The organism is Micromonospora sp. WMMB482 (assembly GCF_019038635.1).
GTDB classification, from domain to species: domain Bacteria; phylum Actinomycetota; class Actinomycetes; order Mycobacteriales; family Micromonosporaceae; genus Micromonospora; species Micromonospora marina.
The window spans coordinates 1,808,514-1,823,064 of the sequence record NZ_JAHOPD010000020.1 but is presented as its reverse complement, the minus strand read 5'-3'; the positions used below and the strand labels follow the sequence as shown (position 1 = coordinate 1,823,064).

General features: G+C 72.0%; 13 protein-coding genes. 7 read left to right on the top strand and 6 right to left on the bottom strand.

What is annotated here, in order from left to right; all coding sequences use genetic code 11:
- Positions 1-3 precede the first annotated feature (3 nt).
- The gene (locus KSK32_RS09475; protein WP_013288955.1) at positions 4-762 is read left to right on the top strand and encodes a type III pantothenate kinase; all 759 of its coding nucleotides are present in this window, start codon (positions 4-6) and stop codon (positions 760-762) included.
- A 52-nt stretch (positions 763-814) separates the two neighbouring features.
- Here KSK32_RS09475 and KSK32_RS09470 read toward each other — a convergent pair whose 3' ends face one another.
- Positions 815-1,561, bottom strand: a complete 747-nt coding sequence (locus KSK32_RS09470) for a class I SAM-dependent methyltransferase (RefSeq protein ID WP_216930489.1) — start codon at positions 1,559-1,561, stop codon at positions 815-817.
- A gap of 93 nt (positions 1,562-1,654) precedes the next feature.
- On the opposite strand from KSK32_RS09470, the gene lysS reads away from it, so the two are divergent.
- The 3 genes from lysS (at position 1,655) to KSK32_RS09455 (ending at position 6,678) form a co-directional block, all read left to right on the top strand.
- Positions 1,655-3,163, top strand: a complete 1,509-nt coding sequence (lysS, locus tag KSK32_RS09465) for a lysine--tRNA ligase (RefSeq protein WP_216930487.1) — start codon at positions 1,655-1,657, stop codon at positions 3,161-3,163.
- A 120-nt stretch (positions 3,164-3,283) separates the two neighbouring features.
- Positions 3,284-3,634, top strand: coding sequence for an Lsr2 family protein (locus KSK32_RS09460; RefSeq protein WP_013288952.1), 351 nt, complete (start codon positions 3,284-3,286; stop codon positions 3,632-3,634).
- 506 nt (positions 3,635-4,140) lie between these two features.
- Positions 4,141-6,678 (top strand): ATP-dependent Clp protease ATP-binding subunit, encoded by a 2,538-nt coding sequence (locus KSK32_RS09455; protein ID WP_216930486.1) that lies wholly within the window; start codon positions 4,141-4,143, stop codon positions 6,676-6,678.
- A gap of 314 nt (positions 6,679-6,992) precedes the next feature.
- On the opposite strand, the gene KSK32_RS09450 is transcribed toward KSK32_RS09455, so the two are convergent.
- Positions 6,993-7,892 carry an A/G-specific adenine glycosylase gene (locus tag KSK32_RS09450; RefSeq protein ID WP_216930484.1) on the bottom strand — a complete coding sequence of 300 codons (900 nt, stop codon included), beginning with the start codon at positions 7,890-7,892 and terminating at the stop codon, positions 6,993-6,995.
- A gap of 96 nt (positions 7,893-7,988) precedes the next feature.
- Between KSK32_RS09450 and KSK32_RS09445 the strand changes: the two genes are divergently transcribed.
- The 3 genes from KSK32_RS09445 to KSK32_RS09435 all read left to right on the top strand — a co-directional run bounded on the left by KSK32_RS09445 (position 7,989) and on the right by KSK32_RS09435 (position 9,937).
- Positions 7,989-8,501 (top strand): glycine cleavage system protein R, encoded by a 513-nt coding sequence (locus tag KSK32_RS09445; RefSeq protein WP_018788698.1) that lies wholly within the window; start codon positions 7,989-7,991, stop codon positions 8,499-8,501.
- Positions 8,498-9,061, top strand: a complete 564-nt coding sequence (locus tag KSK32_RS09440; RefSeq protein ID WP_216930482.1) for a peptide deformylase — start codon at positions 8,498-8,500, stop codon at positions 9,059-9,061. The genes KSK32_RS09445 and KSK32_RS09440 overlap by 4 nt, the downstream gene beginning before the upstream one ends.
- Before the next feature lie 105 nt (positions 9,062-9,166).
- The gene (locus KSK32_RS09435; RefSeq protein WP_216930480.1) at positions 9,167-9,937 is read left to right on the top strand and encodes a hypothetical protein; all 771 of its coding nucleotides are present in this window, start codon (positions 9,167-9,169) and stop codon (positions 9,935-9,937) included.
- Between the two features lie 8 nt (positions 9,938-9,945).
- Here KSK32_RS09435 and disA read toward each other — a convergent pair whose 3' ends face one another.
- The 4 genes from disA to KSK32_RS09415 all read right to left on the bottom strand — a co-directional run bounded on the left by disA (position 9,946) and on the right by KSK32_RS09415 (position 14,541).
- Positions 9,946-11,136: a DNA integrity scanning diadenylate cyclase DisA gene (disA, locus tag KSK32_RS09430; protein WP_013288946.1), complete on the bottom strand. Its 1,191-nt coding sequence runs from the start codon at positions 11,134-11,136 to the stop codon at positions 9,946-9,948.
- Positions 11,137-11,265: 129 nt separating this feature from the next.
- The gene (gene radA, locus KSK32_RS09425) at positions 11,266-12,714 is read right to left on the bottom strand and encodes a DNA repair protein RadA (protein WP_030272015.1); all 1,449 of its coding nucleotides are present in this window, start codon (positions 12,712-12,714) and stop codon (positions 11,266-11,268) included.
- A gap of 104 nt (positions 12,715-12,818) precedes the next feature.
- Complete coding sequence (locus KSK32_RS09420) at positions 12,819-13,568, bottom strand: hypothetical protein (RefSeq protein ID WP_216930478.1); 750 nt, start codon at positions 13,566-13,568, stop codon at positions 12,819-12,821.
- Between the two features lie 142 nt (positions 13,569-13,710).
- Positions 13,711-14,541: a UbiA family prenyltransferase gene (locus KSK32_RS09415; RefSeq protein ID WP_254186989.1), complete on the bottom strand. Its 831-nt coding sequence runs from the start codon at positions 14,539-14,541 to the stop codon at positions 13,711-13,713.
- Positions 14,542-14,551 lie beyond the last annotated feature (10 nt).

The window sequence follows — 14,551 nt, the reverse complement described above, 5'->3', positions numbered from 1 at the left end:
GCTGTGCTGCTCTGCATCGACATCGGAAACACGAACACCGTGCTGGCGACCTTCGACGGCGACAAGCTGGTGCATTCGTGGCGGATCAAGACCGACGCCCGTTCCACTGCGGACGAGCTGGGTCTGATGTTCCGGGGACTGCTCGCCGGGGACGCCGTGGAGATCACCGGCGTGGCCGCCTGCTCGACGGTGCCGGCCGCGCTGCGCTCGCTGCGCACCATGCTCGACAGGTACTACGCCGACCTGCCCAGCGTGATCGTCGAGCCGGGTGTGCGGACCGGCGTGCAGCTCGCCATCGACAACCCGAAGGAGGTGGGCGCGGACCGGGTGGTGAACACGCTGGCCGCGTACACGCTCTACGGCGGGCCGTCGATCGTCGTGGACTTCGGCACCACCACCAACTTCGACCTGGTCAGCAGCCGGGGGGAGTTCCTCGGCGGGGCGTTCGCGCCCGGCATCGAGATCTCCTTCGACGCGCTGGCCGCCCGGGCCGCCCAGCTGCGCAAGGTGGAGGCGACCCGGCCGCGCTCGGTGATCGGCAAGAACACCGTCGAGTGCCTCCAGGCCGGGCTCTACTTCGGCTTCGCCGGGCAGGTGGACCGGATCGTCGAGCGGATGTCCGAGGAACTGGGCGGCGTGAAGGCGGTCATCGCCACCGGCGGCCTGGCCTCGCTGGTGCTCGGCGAGTGCCACACCATCACCCACCACGAGCCGATGATCACGCTGATCGGCCTGCGGATGGTCTACGACCGCAACGTCTGAGGTGCAAGGAAGGGCCCCCTTTTAACGCCTCCGGTAGAGGAAGGGCCCCTTCTTAACGCCGCCGCGCCCGGAGCACCATCGTGCGGTACGGCAGCTCCACGGCGTCCCGGCCGACCAGGTCCGGGTGGGCGGCGAACAGCTCAGCCAGCTCCGCGTCGACCCGCCGCCGCTCGCCCGCGTCGGCGGTCAGCCAGTACGAGCGGGTGTGCAGCATGCCCACCACCTCGTCCGGTGTGAGCGTGGTGGCGTGCGGGAACTCGCCCACCTCGACCTCGGTGAAGGCGGCGCCGAAGTCCGCGTACCGCTGGGTCACGTCGCCGGCGTTGTCACCGAGGTGGGCGATCCTGGTCAGCTCCGCCACCCAGCCGACCCGCTCGTCCCGGATGTTCCAGACCGGCGCGAACGTGCCACCGGGGCGCAGCACGCGGGCCACCTCGGCGTGTGCGCGCTCCCGGTCGAACCAGTGGTAGGCCTGCCCGACAAGCACGGCGTCCGTCGATGCGTCAGGCAGCGGCACCGCCTCGGCGCTGCCGGCGAGCGCCGTCGCACCCGGCGTCACGGCGGCCAGTTGCGCCCGCATCCCCGGATCCGGTTCCACGGGTACGACATGAGCCACCGGCCCGGTCAGCGCCAGCAGCCCGCGGGTGAGGATGCCGGTGCCGGCGCCGAGGTCCACCACCCGGGCGGCGTGCAGCCCGTCCAGCGCCCAGCGCAGCGCCGCCTCCGGATAGCGGGGACGAAAACGGTCGTACTGGGCCGCGGCCGCGCCGAACGAGAGTGCCGTAGTGGGGTCGGTCATGGCGGGCAGGTTATCCCGTAACGGCTGCCACGGCGCTTGAGTACGCTCATGTGCTGACCCCGCCGATGTCCCCAAGGCCTGAGGAAGCGTGCCGTGACCGAGCAGAACGCCCTGCCAACAGACCCCGCCGACGACCTTCCCGAGCAGATGAAGGTCCGCCGGGAGAAGCGGGACCGGATGCTCGCCGAGGGCGTCGAGCCGTACCCGGTCGGTTTCCCGCGGACCACCACGCTCGCCCGGCTGCGCGAGCGCTACGCCGACCTGCCCACCGATACCGCCACCGGCGACCGCGTCTCGGTCACCGGCCGGGTGATCTTCATCCGCAACACCGGCAAGCTCTGCTTCGCGACGCTCCGGGACGGTGACGGCACCGAGGTCCAGGCGATGCTCTCGCTGGACCGGGTCGGCACCGAGCGGCTGGCGGACTGGAAGCGTCTGGTCGACCTCGGCGACCACGTCGGTGTGACCGGCGAGGTGATCACCAGCCGGCGCGGCGAGCTGTCCGTTCTCGCCGAGGAGTGGGCGGTGACCGCCAAGGCGCTGCGCCCGCTGCCGGTGGCGCACAAGCCGCTCAGCGAGGAGTCCCGGGTCCGCCAGCGCTACGTGGACCTGGTGGTCCGCCCGCAGGCCCGGCAGATGGTCCGCACCCGGGCCACCGCCGTCCGCAGCCTCCGCGACACCCTGCACGGTCAGGACTTCCTCGAGGTCGAGACGCCGATGCTGCAACTGCTGCACGGCGGCGCGGCGGCCCGCCCATTCGTGACCCACAGCAATGCGCTCGACACGGATCTGTATCTGCGAATCGCACCGGAACTGTTTCTCAAGCGCGCCGTGGTCGGTGGCGTGGACCGCGTCTTCGAGATCAACCGCAACTTCCGTAATGAGGGCATCGACTCTTCGCACTCGCCCGAGTTCGCGATGCTGGAGGCCTACCAGGCGTACGGCGACTACCACACGATGGCCGAGCTGACCCGAAATCTCGTACAGCAGGCCGCGGTGGCGGTCTCCGGCTCGACGGTGGTGACCCACGCCGACGGGCGTGAGTTCGATCTCGGCGGCGAGTGGCGGTCGGTGACGCTGTTCGGTGTTCTTTCCGAAGCGCTCGGTGAGGAGGTCACCGTCCGCACCGAAAGGGCGCGCCTGGTCGAGTACGCGGACAAGGTGGGTCTCTCCGTCGACCCGAAGTGGGGACCGGGCAAGCTGGCCGAGGAGTTGTTCGAGGAACTGGTCGTGCCGTCCCTTCAGGCGCCGACGTTCGTCATGGACTACCCGGAGGAGACCAGCCCGTTGACCCGGGCCCACCGCAGCGAGCCGGGCCTGGCCGAGAAGTGGGACCTGTACGTGCTCGGATTCGAGCTGGGCACCGCGTACTCGGAGCTGGTCGACCCGGTCGTGCAGCGGGAGCGGCTGGTGGCCCAGGCGCAGCTCGCGGCGCGCGGCGACGACGAGGCGATGCGGCTGGACGAGGACTTTCTCCGAGCGATGGAGTATGGAATGCCGCCGTCCGGCGGCATGGGAATGGGAATCGACCGGCTGCTGATGGCACTGACGGGCCTCGGAATTCGGGAAACGATCCTGTTCCCGTTGGTCCGGCCCGAGTAGGCGCTCCCCGCAAGCCTTCTCCGGCTTGTTACCTCGTCCTATTGACGGAACAAGCGCCGGGCGGGTTATCGTGCTCGGTGTATTGCAGGAGTACAACCCTGCTCGAAAGGAATGTGGGACGTGGCCAAGCAGATCATTCACAAGCTGGTCGATGACCTGGACGGCGGGGACGCTGACGAGACCGTCAAGTTCGCGCTCGACGGCGTGCAGTACGAGATCGACCTCTCCGCTTCCAACGCCGGGAAATTGCGCGACGTATTCGCGCCGTACATCGCGAACGGAACGAAGGTCGGTCGCGGGGGCGTGGTCGTGGGTGGCCGGGCCGCTCGGGGCCGGGGCGGCGCGACCGCCGACCGCGAGCAGAACCGGGCCATCCGCGAGTGGGCCAAGAAGGCCGGCAAGGACATCTCCGACCGGGGCCGGATCCCGCAGGAGATCGTGGACGAGTACCACGCGAAGGCGGGGCACTGACCCCACCCTCGTCACTGGCGACCCGACGCCGGACCGGAGTGCCACTCCGGGCCGGCGTCGCCGTTTCGGCTCCCGGGTCACGGTTGGCCCCCGTCGTCCCCGGTGGCGCCGGATGTCCGGTCCGGCCCATCCGGCGTGGGAGGCGGCGCCGCGGGGGAAGAAATCCCCGCCCGGGGCGGTTGTCCACAGGCGGTGGAGATTTCATCCACAGGCTGTGGACGACCTCGGCGGACGCATCGGTGCCGCCTCCGGTCCACTCGACCGGCCGTTCGGGTGCCGGTCGAATTTCGCTCTGCGCGTACAGGCAGGGGCCCCGGAACACCTCCTGAGCGTGGACGGTTGTCAGAAACGACGCCGGAACGGTCATTCGCGGGGGCACACGACCTCAGCGGAGACGGTCCGCGGCGATAGAGTAAGGAGGCACGGACGCCCGTCCCGGACGTCCGCGCACCGGCCCCGCCGAGATCTGACCATCAAGGCGCACGGCACGTGAGGAGCACGAGGGCATGTTCGAGCGGTTCACCGACCGAGCGCGACGGGTTGTCGTCCTGGCCCAAGAAGAGGCCCGGATGCTCAACCACAACTACATCGGTACGGAACACATCCTGCTGGGCCTGATCCACGAGGGTGAGGGTGTCGCGGCAAAGGCCCTGGAGAGCCTCGGCATCTCCCTGGAGGGCGTGCGTCAGCAGGTCGAGGAGATCATCGGCCAGGGCCAGCAGGCGCCGAGCGGGCACATCCCGTTCACGCCGCGGGCCAAGAAGGTGCTGGAGCTGTCGCTGCGCGAGGCGCTGCAGCTCGGCCACAACTACATCGGCACCGAGCACATCCTGCTCGGCCTGATCCGCGAGGGCGAGGGCGTCGCCGCCCAGGTCCTGGTGAAGCTGGGCGCCGACCTGAACCGGGTGCGCCAGCAGGTCATCCAGCTGCTCTCCGGTTACCAGGGCAAGGAGCCGGCCGCCGCCGGAGCCGCCCCGGGTGAGGCCGCGCCGTCGACCAGCCTCGTGCTGGACCAGTTCGGCCGCAACCTGACCCAGGCCGCCCGCGAGGGCAAGCTCGACCCGGTCATCGGGCGCGAGAAGGAGATCGAGCGGGTCATGCAGGTGCTGTCCCGCCGCACCAAGAACAACCCGGTGCTGATCGGCGAGCCCGGCGTCGGCAAGACCGCCGTGGTGGAGGGCCTGTCCCAGAAGATCATCAAGGGCGAGGTGCCCGAGACGCTCAAGGACAAGCAGCTCTACACGCTCGACCTCGGTGCCCTGGTCGCCGGTTCCCGCTACCGCGGTGACTTCGAGGAGCGCCTGAAGAAGGTGCTCAAGGAGATCCGCACCCGCGGCGACATCATCCTGTTCATCGACGAGATCCACACCCTCGTCGGTGCGGGCGCGGCCGAGGGCGCGATCGACGCCGCCAGCATCCTCAAGCCGATGCTGGCCCGCGGCGAGCTGCAGACCATCGGCGCCACCACGCTCGACGAGTACCGCAAGCACCTGGAGAAGGACGCCGCTCTGGAGCGTCGTTTCCAGCCGATCCAGGTGGGTGAGCCGTCGCTGGCCCACACCATCGAGATCCTCAAGGGCCTGCGGGACCGCTACGAGGCGCACCACCGCGTCTCCATCACCGACGCCGCCCTGGTCGCCGCTGCGACGCTCGCCGACCGGTACATCTCCGACCGGTTCCTGCCGGACAAGGCGATCGACCTGATCGACGAGGCCGGTGCCCGGATGCGGATCCGCCGGATGACCGCGCCGCCGGACCTGCGCGACTTCGACGAGCGCATCGCCCAGGTGCGCCGCGACAAGGAGTCCGCGATCGACGCGCAGGACTTCGAGCGGGCCGCCCAGCTGCGCGACACCGAGAAGCAGCTGCTGGGTCAGAAGGCGCAGCGGGAGAAGGAGTGGAAGGCCGGTGACCTGGACGTCGTCAGCGAGGTCGACGACGAGCAGATCGCCGAGGTGCTCGGCAACTGGACCGGCATCCCGGTCTACAAGCTGACCGAGGAGGAGACCTCCCGCCTGCTGCGCATGGAGGACGAGCTGCACAAGCGCGTCATCGGCCAGGAGGACGCGGTCAAGGCGGTCTCGAAGGCGATCCGGCGTACCCGGGCCGGCCTGAAGGACCCGAAGCGCCCCTCCGGCTCGTTCATCTTCGCCGGCCCGTCCGGCGTCGGTAAGACCGAGCTGTCCAAGGCGCTCGCCGAGTTCCTGTTCGGCAGCGAGGACGCCCTCATCCAGCTCGACATGTCGGAGTTCCACGACCGGTACACGGTGTCCCGGCTCGTCGGTGCCCCTCCCGGCTACGTCGGCTACGACGAGGGCGGGCAGCTGACCGAGAAGGTGCGTCGCCGGCCGTTCTCGGTGGTCCTCTTCGACGAGATCGAGAAGGCTCACCCGGACGTGTTCAACACGCTCCTCCAGATCCTGGAGGACGGGCGCCTCACCGACGGCCAGGGCCGGATCGTGGACTTCAAGAACACGGTCATCATCCTGACCACCAACCTCGGTACGCGCGACGTCGCCAAGGCGGTCTCGCTGGGCTTCCAGGCCTCTGAGGACTCCGAGTCGAACTACGACCGGATGAAGCAGAAGGTCAACGACGAGCTCAAGCAGCACTTCCGGCCCGAGTTCCTGAACCGGATCGACGACACCATCGTCTTCCACCAGCTGCGCGAGAACGAGATCCTCTCGATCGTGGACATCATGATCCAGCGGATCGAGACGCAGCTGCGCAACAAGGACATGGGTCTGGAGCTGACCGACAACGCCAAGAAGTACCTGGCGAAGAAGGGCTTCGACCCGGTGCTGGGCGCGCGGCCGCTGCGTCGCACGATCCAGCGCGACATCGAGGACAACCTGTCCGAGCGGATCCTCTTCAACGAGCTGACCCCTGGTCAGATCGTGGTGGTGGACTGCGAGGGCGACCCGGAGAACATCGACAAGTCCAAGCTCGTCTTCCGGGGCGCGGACCGGCCGGACGCCGTGCCGGACGCGGTCCCGGCGGACCTCGGTGGCACCGCCGCCACCGGCGCGGACGACGCCGCATAGCCAGAGCATCAAGGGCGACGGCCCCGGTAGGCGAAAGCCACCGGGGCCGTCGCCCTTGCTCTGCCCACCGCACCCGGGTACCGTCCCGCCCTGCCGCCCTGCCGCCCTGCCGCCCTGCCGCCCTGCCGCCCTGCCGCCCCGCCGCCCCCCGCCCGCACCCTTCCGCCCCGCCCTCGCCCCGTTGATCATGAAGTTGGCGGCGACAAATCGGACGCAAACTGCGGTCAACCTCATGATCAACGAGGCGGGGCGGGGCGGGGCGGGGTGGGGTGGGGCGGGGCGAGGCGGGGTGGGGCGGGCGGTGAGGGTGGGGGTTAGGGGAGGGGGACGGCGGGGCCGTCGCCGGCCAGGCGGAATGACTCCTCGCCCACCGGTTCCACCAGGCCGTCCGTGACCAGGCCGGCCAGCGCTCGCGCCCGCTGGACGTCGTCGTGCCACACCTGGTCCAGCCGCTGGTGCGGCACCGGCCCGGTGGACTCCCGCAGCACCGCGAGCAGCAGTCCGCGTACCTGCCGGTCGGTGCCGGCGTAGCGCTGCGGCCGGCGGGTCGGACCCGTGGGTGCGGCCTGTCCGGAGGCCCGCCAGGCGCAACTCGACTCGACCGGGCAGATCGCGCAGCGCGGCGCGCGGGCGGTGCACACGACAGCGCCCAGTTCCATGAACGCGGCACTGGCGAGCGCGGCGGCGGACGGCTCGATCGGCAGCAGTTCCTCGGTGGCGACCAGGTCGGCCGGGCGGGTGGTGGGGCCGGCGTCGGGTTCACCGGCGATCGCCCGGCACACCACGCGCCGGACGTTGGTGTCCACCACCGGGTGCCGCTGCCCGTACGCGAACGCGGCGACCGCGCGGGCCGTGTACGTGCCGACACCCGGCAGCGCCAGCAACTGGTCGAGCCGGTCGGGCACCACGCCACCGTGCCGCTCGACGATCGCCACCGCGCACTCGCGCAGGCGTACCGCCCGGCGGGGGTAGCCGAGCCGCCCCCACATCCGGATCGCCTCGGCCGGGGTGTCCTCGGCGAGCGCGCGCGGCTCGGGCCAGCGGGCGAGCCACGCCTGGAAGGCGGGCACCACCCGGACCACAGGGGTCTGCTGGAGCATGACCTCGCTGACCAGGATCGCCCAGGCGCCGATGCCGGGCTTGCGCCAGGGCAGGTCGCGGGCGTTGCGCTCGTACCACCGGCTGACCAGGGTGGCGAATGTGGGATCGGACATCGCGCCGCCGATCATGTCACGGCGGTCTTTCCCGCAGGTTGGGCGGGCCGGGTGGCCGAGCGCGATCGATCATGGGCGACGGGGCAGAATGTCCGAATGAACGAGCTCGCGATCACCGTCATCGGCCGGGACCGGCCGGGCATCGTGGCCGACGTCGCGGAGGTTCTCGCCCGGCTCGGCGCGAACCTCACCGACTCGACGATGACCCGGCTGCGTGGACACTTCGCGATGACGCTGATCTGCGTGGGCCCGGCCGCCGCCGACGTCGAGGCCGCGCTGGCCCCGCTCGCCGCCGACGGGCGCCTGCTGGCGACCGTACGCGCGGTCACGCCCGACGGCGGCAGTGAGCCCACGGGCGAGCCGTACGTGCTGGCGGTGCACGGCGCCGACCGGATGGGCATCGTCGCGGCCATGACCCGGGTGCTGACCGACGCGGGCGGGAACGTGACCGACCTGAGCACCCGGCTGACCGGTTCGCTCTACGTGGTGGTCGCCGAGGTCGACTTGCCGCCCGGTGTGTCGGACGAGGTGGCCGGCCGGCTCACCCGCGTCGCCGCGGAGCTGGGCGTGGGGGTCAGCCTCCGCCCGGCGGACACGGATCTGCTGTGACCGGGCCGGAGTACGCGGGCCTGGGCGGCTGGACACCGGAGAAGCTCGGCGTCCCCGGTGCGGTACGCCCGGTGGTCACCGCGCCGGAGCCGGTGCTGAGCCGGCCCGGACCGGAGGTCGACCCCACATCCGCCGAGGTGGTGCGCCTCGCCGCGGACCTGGTGGCCACGATGCGCGTCTCGCCCGGTTGTGTGGGACTGGCGGCGCCTCAGGTCGGGGTGAGCGCGCAGGTGTTCGCGGTGGACGTCACGGGGCATCCGAAGGCGGTCACCGTGCACGGCACGTTCGTGCTCTGCAACGCGCGCGTGGTGGAGGCGTCCCGGTGGAAGGCAGGGCGGGAGGGCTGCATGTCGGTGCCGGATCTGACCGGCGACGTGAAGCGGGCCAGCCGCCTGGTGGTCGAGGGCGCGCTTCCCGGCAGCGGCGAGCTGGTCCGGCTGGTGACCGACGGCTTCGAGGCGCGGGCGCTCCAGCACGAGATCGACCACTGCGCCGGGCTGCTCTTTCTCGACCGGGTGGCCGGCGCGCACGCGATCTACCAGCGCAAGGTCTACCTCTGACGGTGGCGCCCGGTTTCCAGTGTGGACGACAGTGGCCGTACGGCGGCGGGTTCCCGGCGCGTCGGACCGGCGAGCCGTGCGCCGCGCGGCTACGGTAGGCGCATCATGCGTCTGACGGTCGGCCCCCTGCCCCCTGCCGTGTACTGGCGGCGTCGTGCCGTCGTGCTCGGAGCCGGGCTGCTCTTCCTGATTGTCCTGCTCTATTCCTGCACTGGTACGGACCGCAACACCGGCGCGCCGGGCACTGACCCGTCCCCGACCGGCTCCGCCGGGGCTCAGCCCGACCCGTCGGGCTCGGTGCTGACCCCGCAGTCGGGCAGCCCGTCACCGACACCGGGCGACTCCGGTGGCGGTGGGGCGAACAACGGCGGCGGGAACAACGGCGGCGGGAACACCGGTGGTGAGGACGACGGCGGCGGCGCGAACAACGGGGGCGGCACCGGCAACGGTGGCGCGACCGGTCAGCCGGTCTCCGACGACGGCACCTGCACCGACTCCGAGCTGCTGGTGACGCCGGTTGCGGTGCCGCAGACCGCCCAGCGGGGCACAGTTGTCACGCTGCGCCTCAAGGTCAAGAACGTGTCGAACCGTACGTGCAGCCGGAACATCGGGGCCGACCTCCAAGAGCTGTACATCAAGGCGGGCGCGGAGAAGATCTGGTCGTCGGACACGTGCGGCACCGGCACGGGCTCGTACGTGCAGTCCTTCACGCCGAACTTCGAGCGCTCCTACGAGCTGGGCTGGAACGGCCGGCTGGACAACAAGTGCGCGAACGGGCTGGCGAACGGTGAGTTCGCCGCGATCGGCGCGTACCAGGTGTTCGCCCGCGTCGGCACCAAGATCAGCGAGCCGGTGAAGCTGACCGTCACCGGCTGAGCGGCCGGTCAGACGTACCGTTCGAGGATGCTGGCCTCGGCGAGCCGGGACAGGCCCTCGCGGACGCCACGGGCGCGGGCGTCGCCCACGCCCTCGACCGCCTGGAGGTCTTCCACAGTCGCGCCGAGCAGCCGCTGGAGGCTGCCGAAGTGCACCACCAGCCGGTCGACCACGGCGACCGGCAGCCGGGGCACCTTCGCCAGCAGGCGGAACCCGCGCGGGCTGACCGCCGCGTCGAGCGCGTCCGAGGCGGACGGGTAGCCGATCGCCTTCGCCACCGCCACGAGGTCGATGAGTTCGGTGGCGCTGAGCAGGTCGAGCTCGACGAGCGCCTCGTCGAGCGTGCGCGACTTGCGGCCGGTCGGCAGGTAGTCGCGGATGACCAGGGTGCGGTCGGCGTCCACGCCGGCCATCAGCTCGTCCAGCTGGAGCGCCAGCAGGCGGCCGTCGGTGCCCAGTTCCACCACGTAGCCGGCGATCTCGTCGGCGATCCGCCGGACCATCTCCAGCCGCTGCACCACCGCCACCGCGTCGCGGACGGTGACCAGATCCTCGATCTCCAGCGCGGAGAGCGTGCCGGAGACCTCGTCCAGCCGGAGCTTGTAGCGCTCCAGCGTGGCGAGCGCCTGGTTGGCGCGGGACAGGATGGCCGCCGAGTCGTCGAGCACGTGCCGCTGGCCGTTGACGTAGAGGCTGATGATCCGCATCGACTGGCTGACCGAGATGACCGGGTAGCCGGTCTGCCGGGCCACCCGCTCGGCGGTCCGGTGCCGGGTGCCGGACTCCTCCGTGGGGATGGACGGGTCGGGCATCAGGTGCGCGCCGGCCTGCACGATCCGGGTGCCGTCGCTGGAGAGCACCACAGCACCGTCCATCTTGCACAGCTCACGGACCCGGGTGGCGGAGAACTCGACGTCCATCGGGAAGCCGCCGGTGCAGATCTGCTCGACGACCTTGTCGTAGCCGAGCACGATCAGCGCGCCGGTGCGGCCGCGCAGGATCCGCTCCAGACCGTCCCGCAGGGCGGTGCCGGGAGCCATCAGGGCGAGGTTGGCGCGCAGCGGATCGGCGCCGGCTCCGCCGCCGACGCTTCCGTTGACGCTCACGCTGATGGCACGGGCGGGGTTGCCGCTCACGGCGCCGGTACGGGCGTGCGGCGTCGCCGTAGCGGGCTTGGTGGCATCGCGGTCGATCGGCACGGGCACAGTCTACGGACTGCCATGCGGTGGGTGCTCTCGTGGTTACTGTGATGTGTCACGATGCCCGGGTCGGGTGGGTCGGTGCGGCCTGCGTGGCCTGCCCGGAAACGCCCTGTGGATCCCACCGGGTCACTCCGCCGAGGCGCGCGCGGCCGCCTGGAGTGCGGCCCGCACGTCAGTGACCTCGATCACCCGCATGTTCTCCGGCCCGGCGCCGCTGCTCTCAGGCCCGCACCCGGGCGGCACGAGGGCCAGCCGGAAGCCGAGCCGGGCGGCCTCGGCCAGCCGGCGGGGCACCGCGCCGACGCGGCGGACCTCGCCGGTGAGCCCCACCTCGCCGATGGCCACCAGGTGCGGGTTGAGCGCCAGGTTGAGCCCGCCGGAGGCGACCGCGAGCGCCACGGCCAGGTCGGCCGCCGGCTCCACCACCCGGATGCCGCCGACGGTGGCGGCGAAGACCTCCCGGTCGTGCAGCGTGAGCCGCTCGGTGCGGCGCTGGAGCACCGCGAGGACCATGGCGAGCCGGGCGCTGTCGAGGCCGGAGACGGTACGCCGGGGCGAGCCGGCCACCGTGGCCCCGATCAGCGCCTGCACCTCGGTGACCAGCGCCCGGCGCCCCTCCATCGCCACCGTCACGCAGGTGCCCGGCACCGGTTCGGAGTAGCGGGTCAGGAACAGGCCGGACGGGTCGGCCAGGCTGCTGATGCCGCCCTCGTGCATCTCGAAGCAGCCCACCTCGTCGGCCGCGCCGAACCGGTTCTTCACGCCGCGCACCATGCGCAGCGAGGAGTGCTTGTCGCCCTCGAAGTGCAGCACCACGTCGACCAGGTGCTCCAGCACCCGGGGACCGGCCACCTGGCCGTCCTTGGTGACGTGCCCGACCAGCACGGTGGCGATGCCACGCTCCTTGGCGACCGCGACCAGGGCGGCGGTGACGGCGCGGACCTGGGTGACGCCGCCGGGCACACCCTCGGTGCCGGTGGTCGAGATGGTCTGCACCGAGTCGAGCACCAGGAGCCCCGGCTTGACCGCGTCGAGGTGGCCCAGCACCGCCGACAGGTCGCTCTCGGCGGCCAGGTAGAGCTGATCGTGCAGGGTGCCCATTCGCTCGGCGCGCAGCCGCACCTGGCTGACCGACTCCTCGCCGCTGACCACGAGCGACGGGCTGCCGGCTCCGGCCGCCCACTGCTGGGCCACGTCGAGCAGCAGCGTCGACTTGCCCACGCCGGGCTCACCGGCTAGCAGCACCACCGCGCCGGGGACCAGCCCTCCGCCGAGCACCCGGTCGAGTTCGCTGACGCCGGTGGGACGGGCCCGGGCGGGCGCGGCGCTGATGGTGGCGATCGGCCGGGCCGGCTCGGCCGGCATCCGTGAGCTGACCACCCGGCCGGAGACCATCGGGCCGGTGACTGTGCACTCGACCACCGAACCCCACTCGCCGCACTCGGGGCACCGGCCCACCCACTTCGGGGGCTGGTGGCCGCAGGCGTCGCACTCGTAGGCCGGGCGGGGTTCGCGGGTGGCGGCGCGACCGCGGCCGGCACCGGCACGGGAGGGGGTCGATCGGGGCGTTGTCACCACCGGACGCTAACCGGCCCGTACGACGAAAGCCCACCCGAAACGGCGACACCGCCGGCGTGGCGCTGGCCACGGCGGCGGTGCCGGCGGAGAGGGTACGGAGGTCAGTGGCCGCCCTCGGCGCCGCCGTCCTCACCGGCGTGCTCGCGCGGGTTCACGATCTTCGACGGCACGGACTCCGGGGTCAGCGGGACGCCGATCGGCGCCGGGGTCGTGATGACCTTGCCGTCGCCGAAGTCGAAGGTCAGGTTGACCTGCTGGCCGACGAGCAGCTTCTGGTTCAGGCCGACGAGCTGGAGGAAGCGCGGGTTGCCGGCGTTGAGCTGGGCGTAGCTGAGTGCCGGGATCTCGATCCGGGCCGGCTGACCGGCGGGCGCGGACTCGCTCTCGCTCGGCGACGGGCTGGCCGACGGCGACCCGGTCACCTCCAGCGACTGGCTCGGCGACGCGCTCGGGTCGGTGGCGGTCGGCGAGGCGGTGGCCGGCTCGGTGGGCGACCCGGTCGGCGTGGCCGCGCCGCTCTCGCCCGCGCCGGAACCGGTGAGCACGATCTCCCGCGCGCTGTCGGTGGTGACAGTCACTGTCACCGGCTTCTCGCTGTCGTTGTAGATCACCACGTTGACCGGGGCGTTCGACCCGGCCTCGTAGCCCGCCGGGCCCGGGAACTGCACGTAGAGCCCGCGTACCTTGTAGAGGTCGTCGGAGGTCTGGACGTTGACGCCCTGGACCGACGGGATCTTGTTGGCGGTCTCGGAAATCTGCCCGGCGCCGCACCCGGACAGCAGCAGGCTCGCCGCCGCCGTGCCGGCCAGCAGCAGGGCCGGCCCCCGGGAACCCCTGATCGAGCGCGTCACGTCGGTCCTCCTCGTCACGATCCCTGCCCGGTCGACCACCGGGCACGGGGTGGCCATACCCGCGCAGACCGCGCTCCAGGGTAGTTGGGGCTGATCGAGGCCCGCACGCGGACCCGGCAATGCCACCTTCGGCGGGGACTCCTCAGACCACCCGGCCGCTGGACACCAGCAGCACCACATCGATGAGCGCCACCACCAGCACCGCCCGGAAGGCGGTCGCCGAGCGTCCGGCGGCCGCGCGTCCCGCGTACCAGCCGACCGCCGGCACGGCGACGGCGGCCGCGACCGCCGACAGGCCGGTCCACGACGGCGGGCCGGGCGGGCCGAGGACCAGCGCGACGGTGGCCGCGAGCAGCAGCCCGGCGGCGGCCAGCCGGCTGCCCGCCGGCCCGAGCCGGTGCGGCAGGCCGCGCACCCCGGTCCGGGCGTCGTCGGCCAGGTCGGGCAGCACGTTGGCGAAGTGCGCCCCGGCGCCCAGCAGCGCGGCGGCGGCCAGCAGCCAGGCCGGGGGCACCGGCGAGCCGGGCAGCGCGAGCACCACGAACGCGGGCAGCGCGCCGAACGAGACCGCGTAGGGCAGCACCGACACCGGCGTCGACTTCAGCGGCCGGTTGTAGAGCAGCGCGGAGACCAGGCCCAGCGTCGCGCACGCCGCCGCGGCCGGGCCGCCGGCCAGCGCCAGCACGGGCACCGCGACGGCGGCCACCGTGGTGGCCCGGGCCAGCGCCGGCCGGGCGACCTCGCCGGTGGTCACCGGTTTGTCGGTACGCCCCACCGCCGCGTCCCGATCGGCGTCGATGAGGTCGTTGCTCCACCCCACCGCGAGCTGGCTGGCCAGCACCGTCAGCGCCACCGCCGCCACGCCTGCCGCGGAGTGCCCGACACCGGCGGCGAGCAGCGCGGCGACCACCGTGACCGCCGCAGCGGGCTCCGGATGGCTCGCCCTGACCAGCCCTAACACCCGTGTCGACATAAGAGAAGTC

Coding starts and splice junctions, on each gene's coding strand:
- KSK32_RS09445 (WP_018788698.1), top strand. CDS start 7,989: ATGAACGAGCTCGCGATCACCGTCATCGGCCGGGACCGGCCGGGCATC.
- KSK32_RS09450 (WP_216930484.1), bottom strand. CDS start 7,892: ATGTCCGATCCCACATTCGCCACCCTGGTCAGCCGGTGGTACGAGCGC.
- KSK32_RS09470 (WP_216930489.1), bottom strand. CDS start 1,561: ATGACCGACCCCACTACGGCACTCTCGTTCGGCGCGGCCGCGGCCCAG.
- KSK32_RS09435 (WP_216930480.1), top strand. CDS start 9,167: ATGCGTCTGACGGTCGGCCCCCTGCCCCCTGCCGTGTACTGGCGGCGT.
- KSK32_RS09415 (WP_254186989.1), bottom strand. CDS start 14,541: ATGTCGACACGGGTGTTAGGGCTGGTCAGGGCGAGCCATCCGGAGCCC.
- KSK32_RS09455 (WP_216930486.1), top strand. CDS start 4,141: ATGTTCGAGCGGTTCACCGACCGAGCGCGACGGGTTGTCGTCCTGGCC.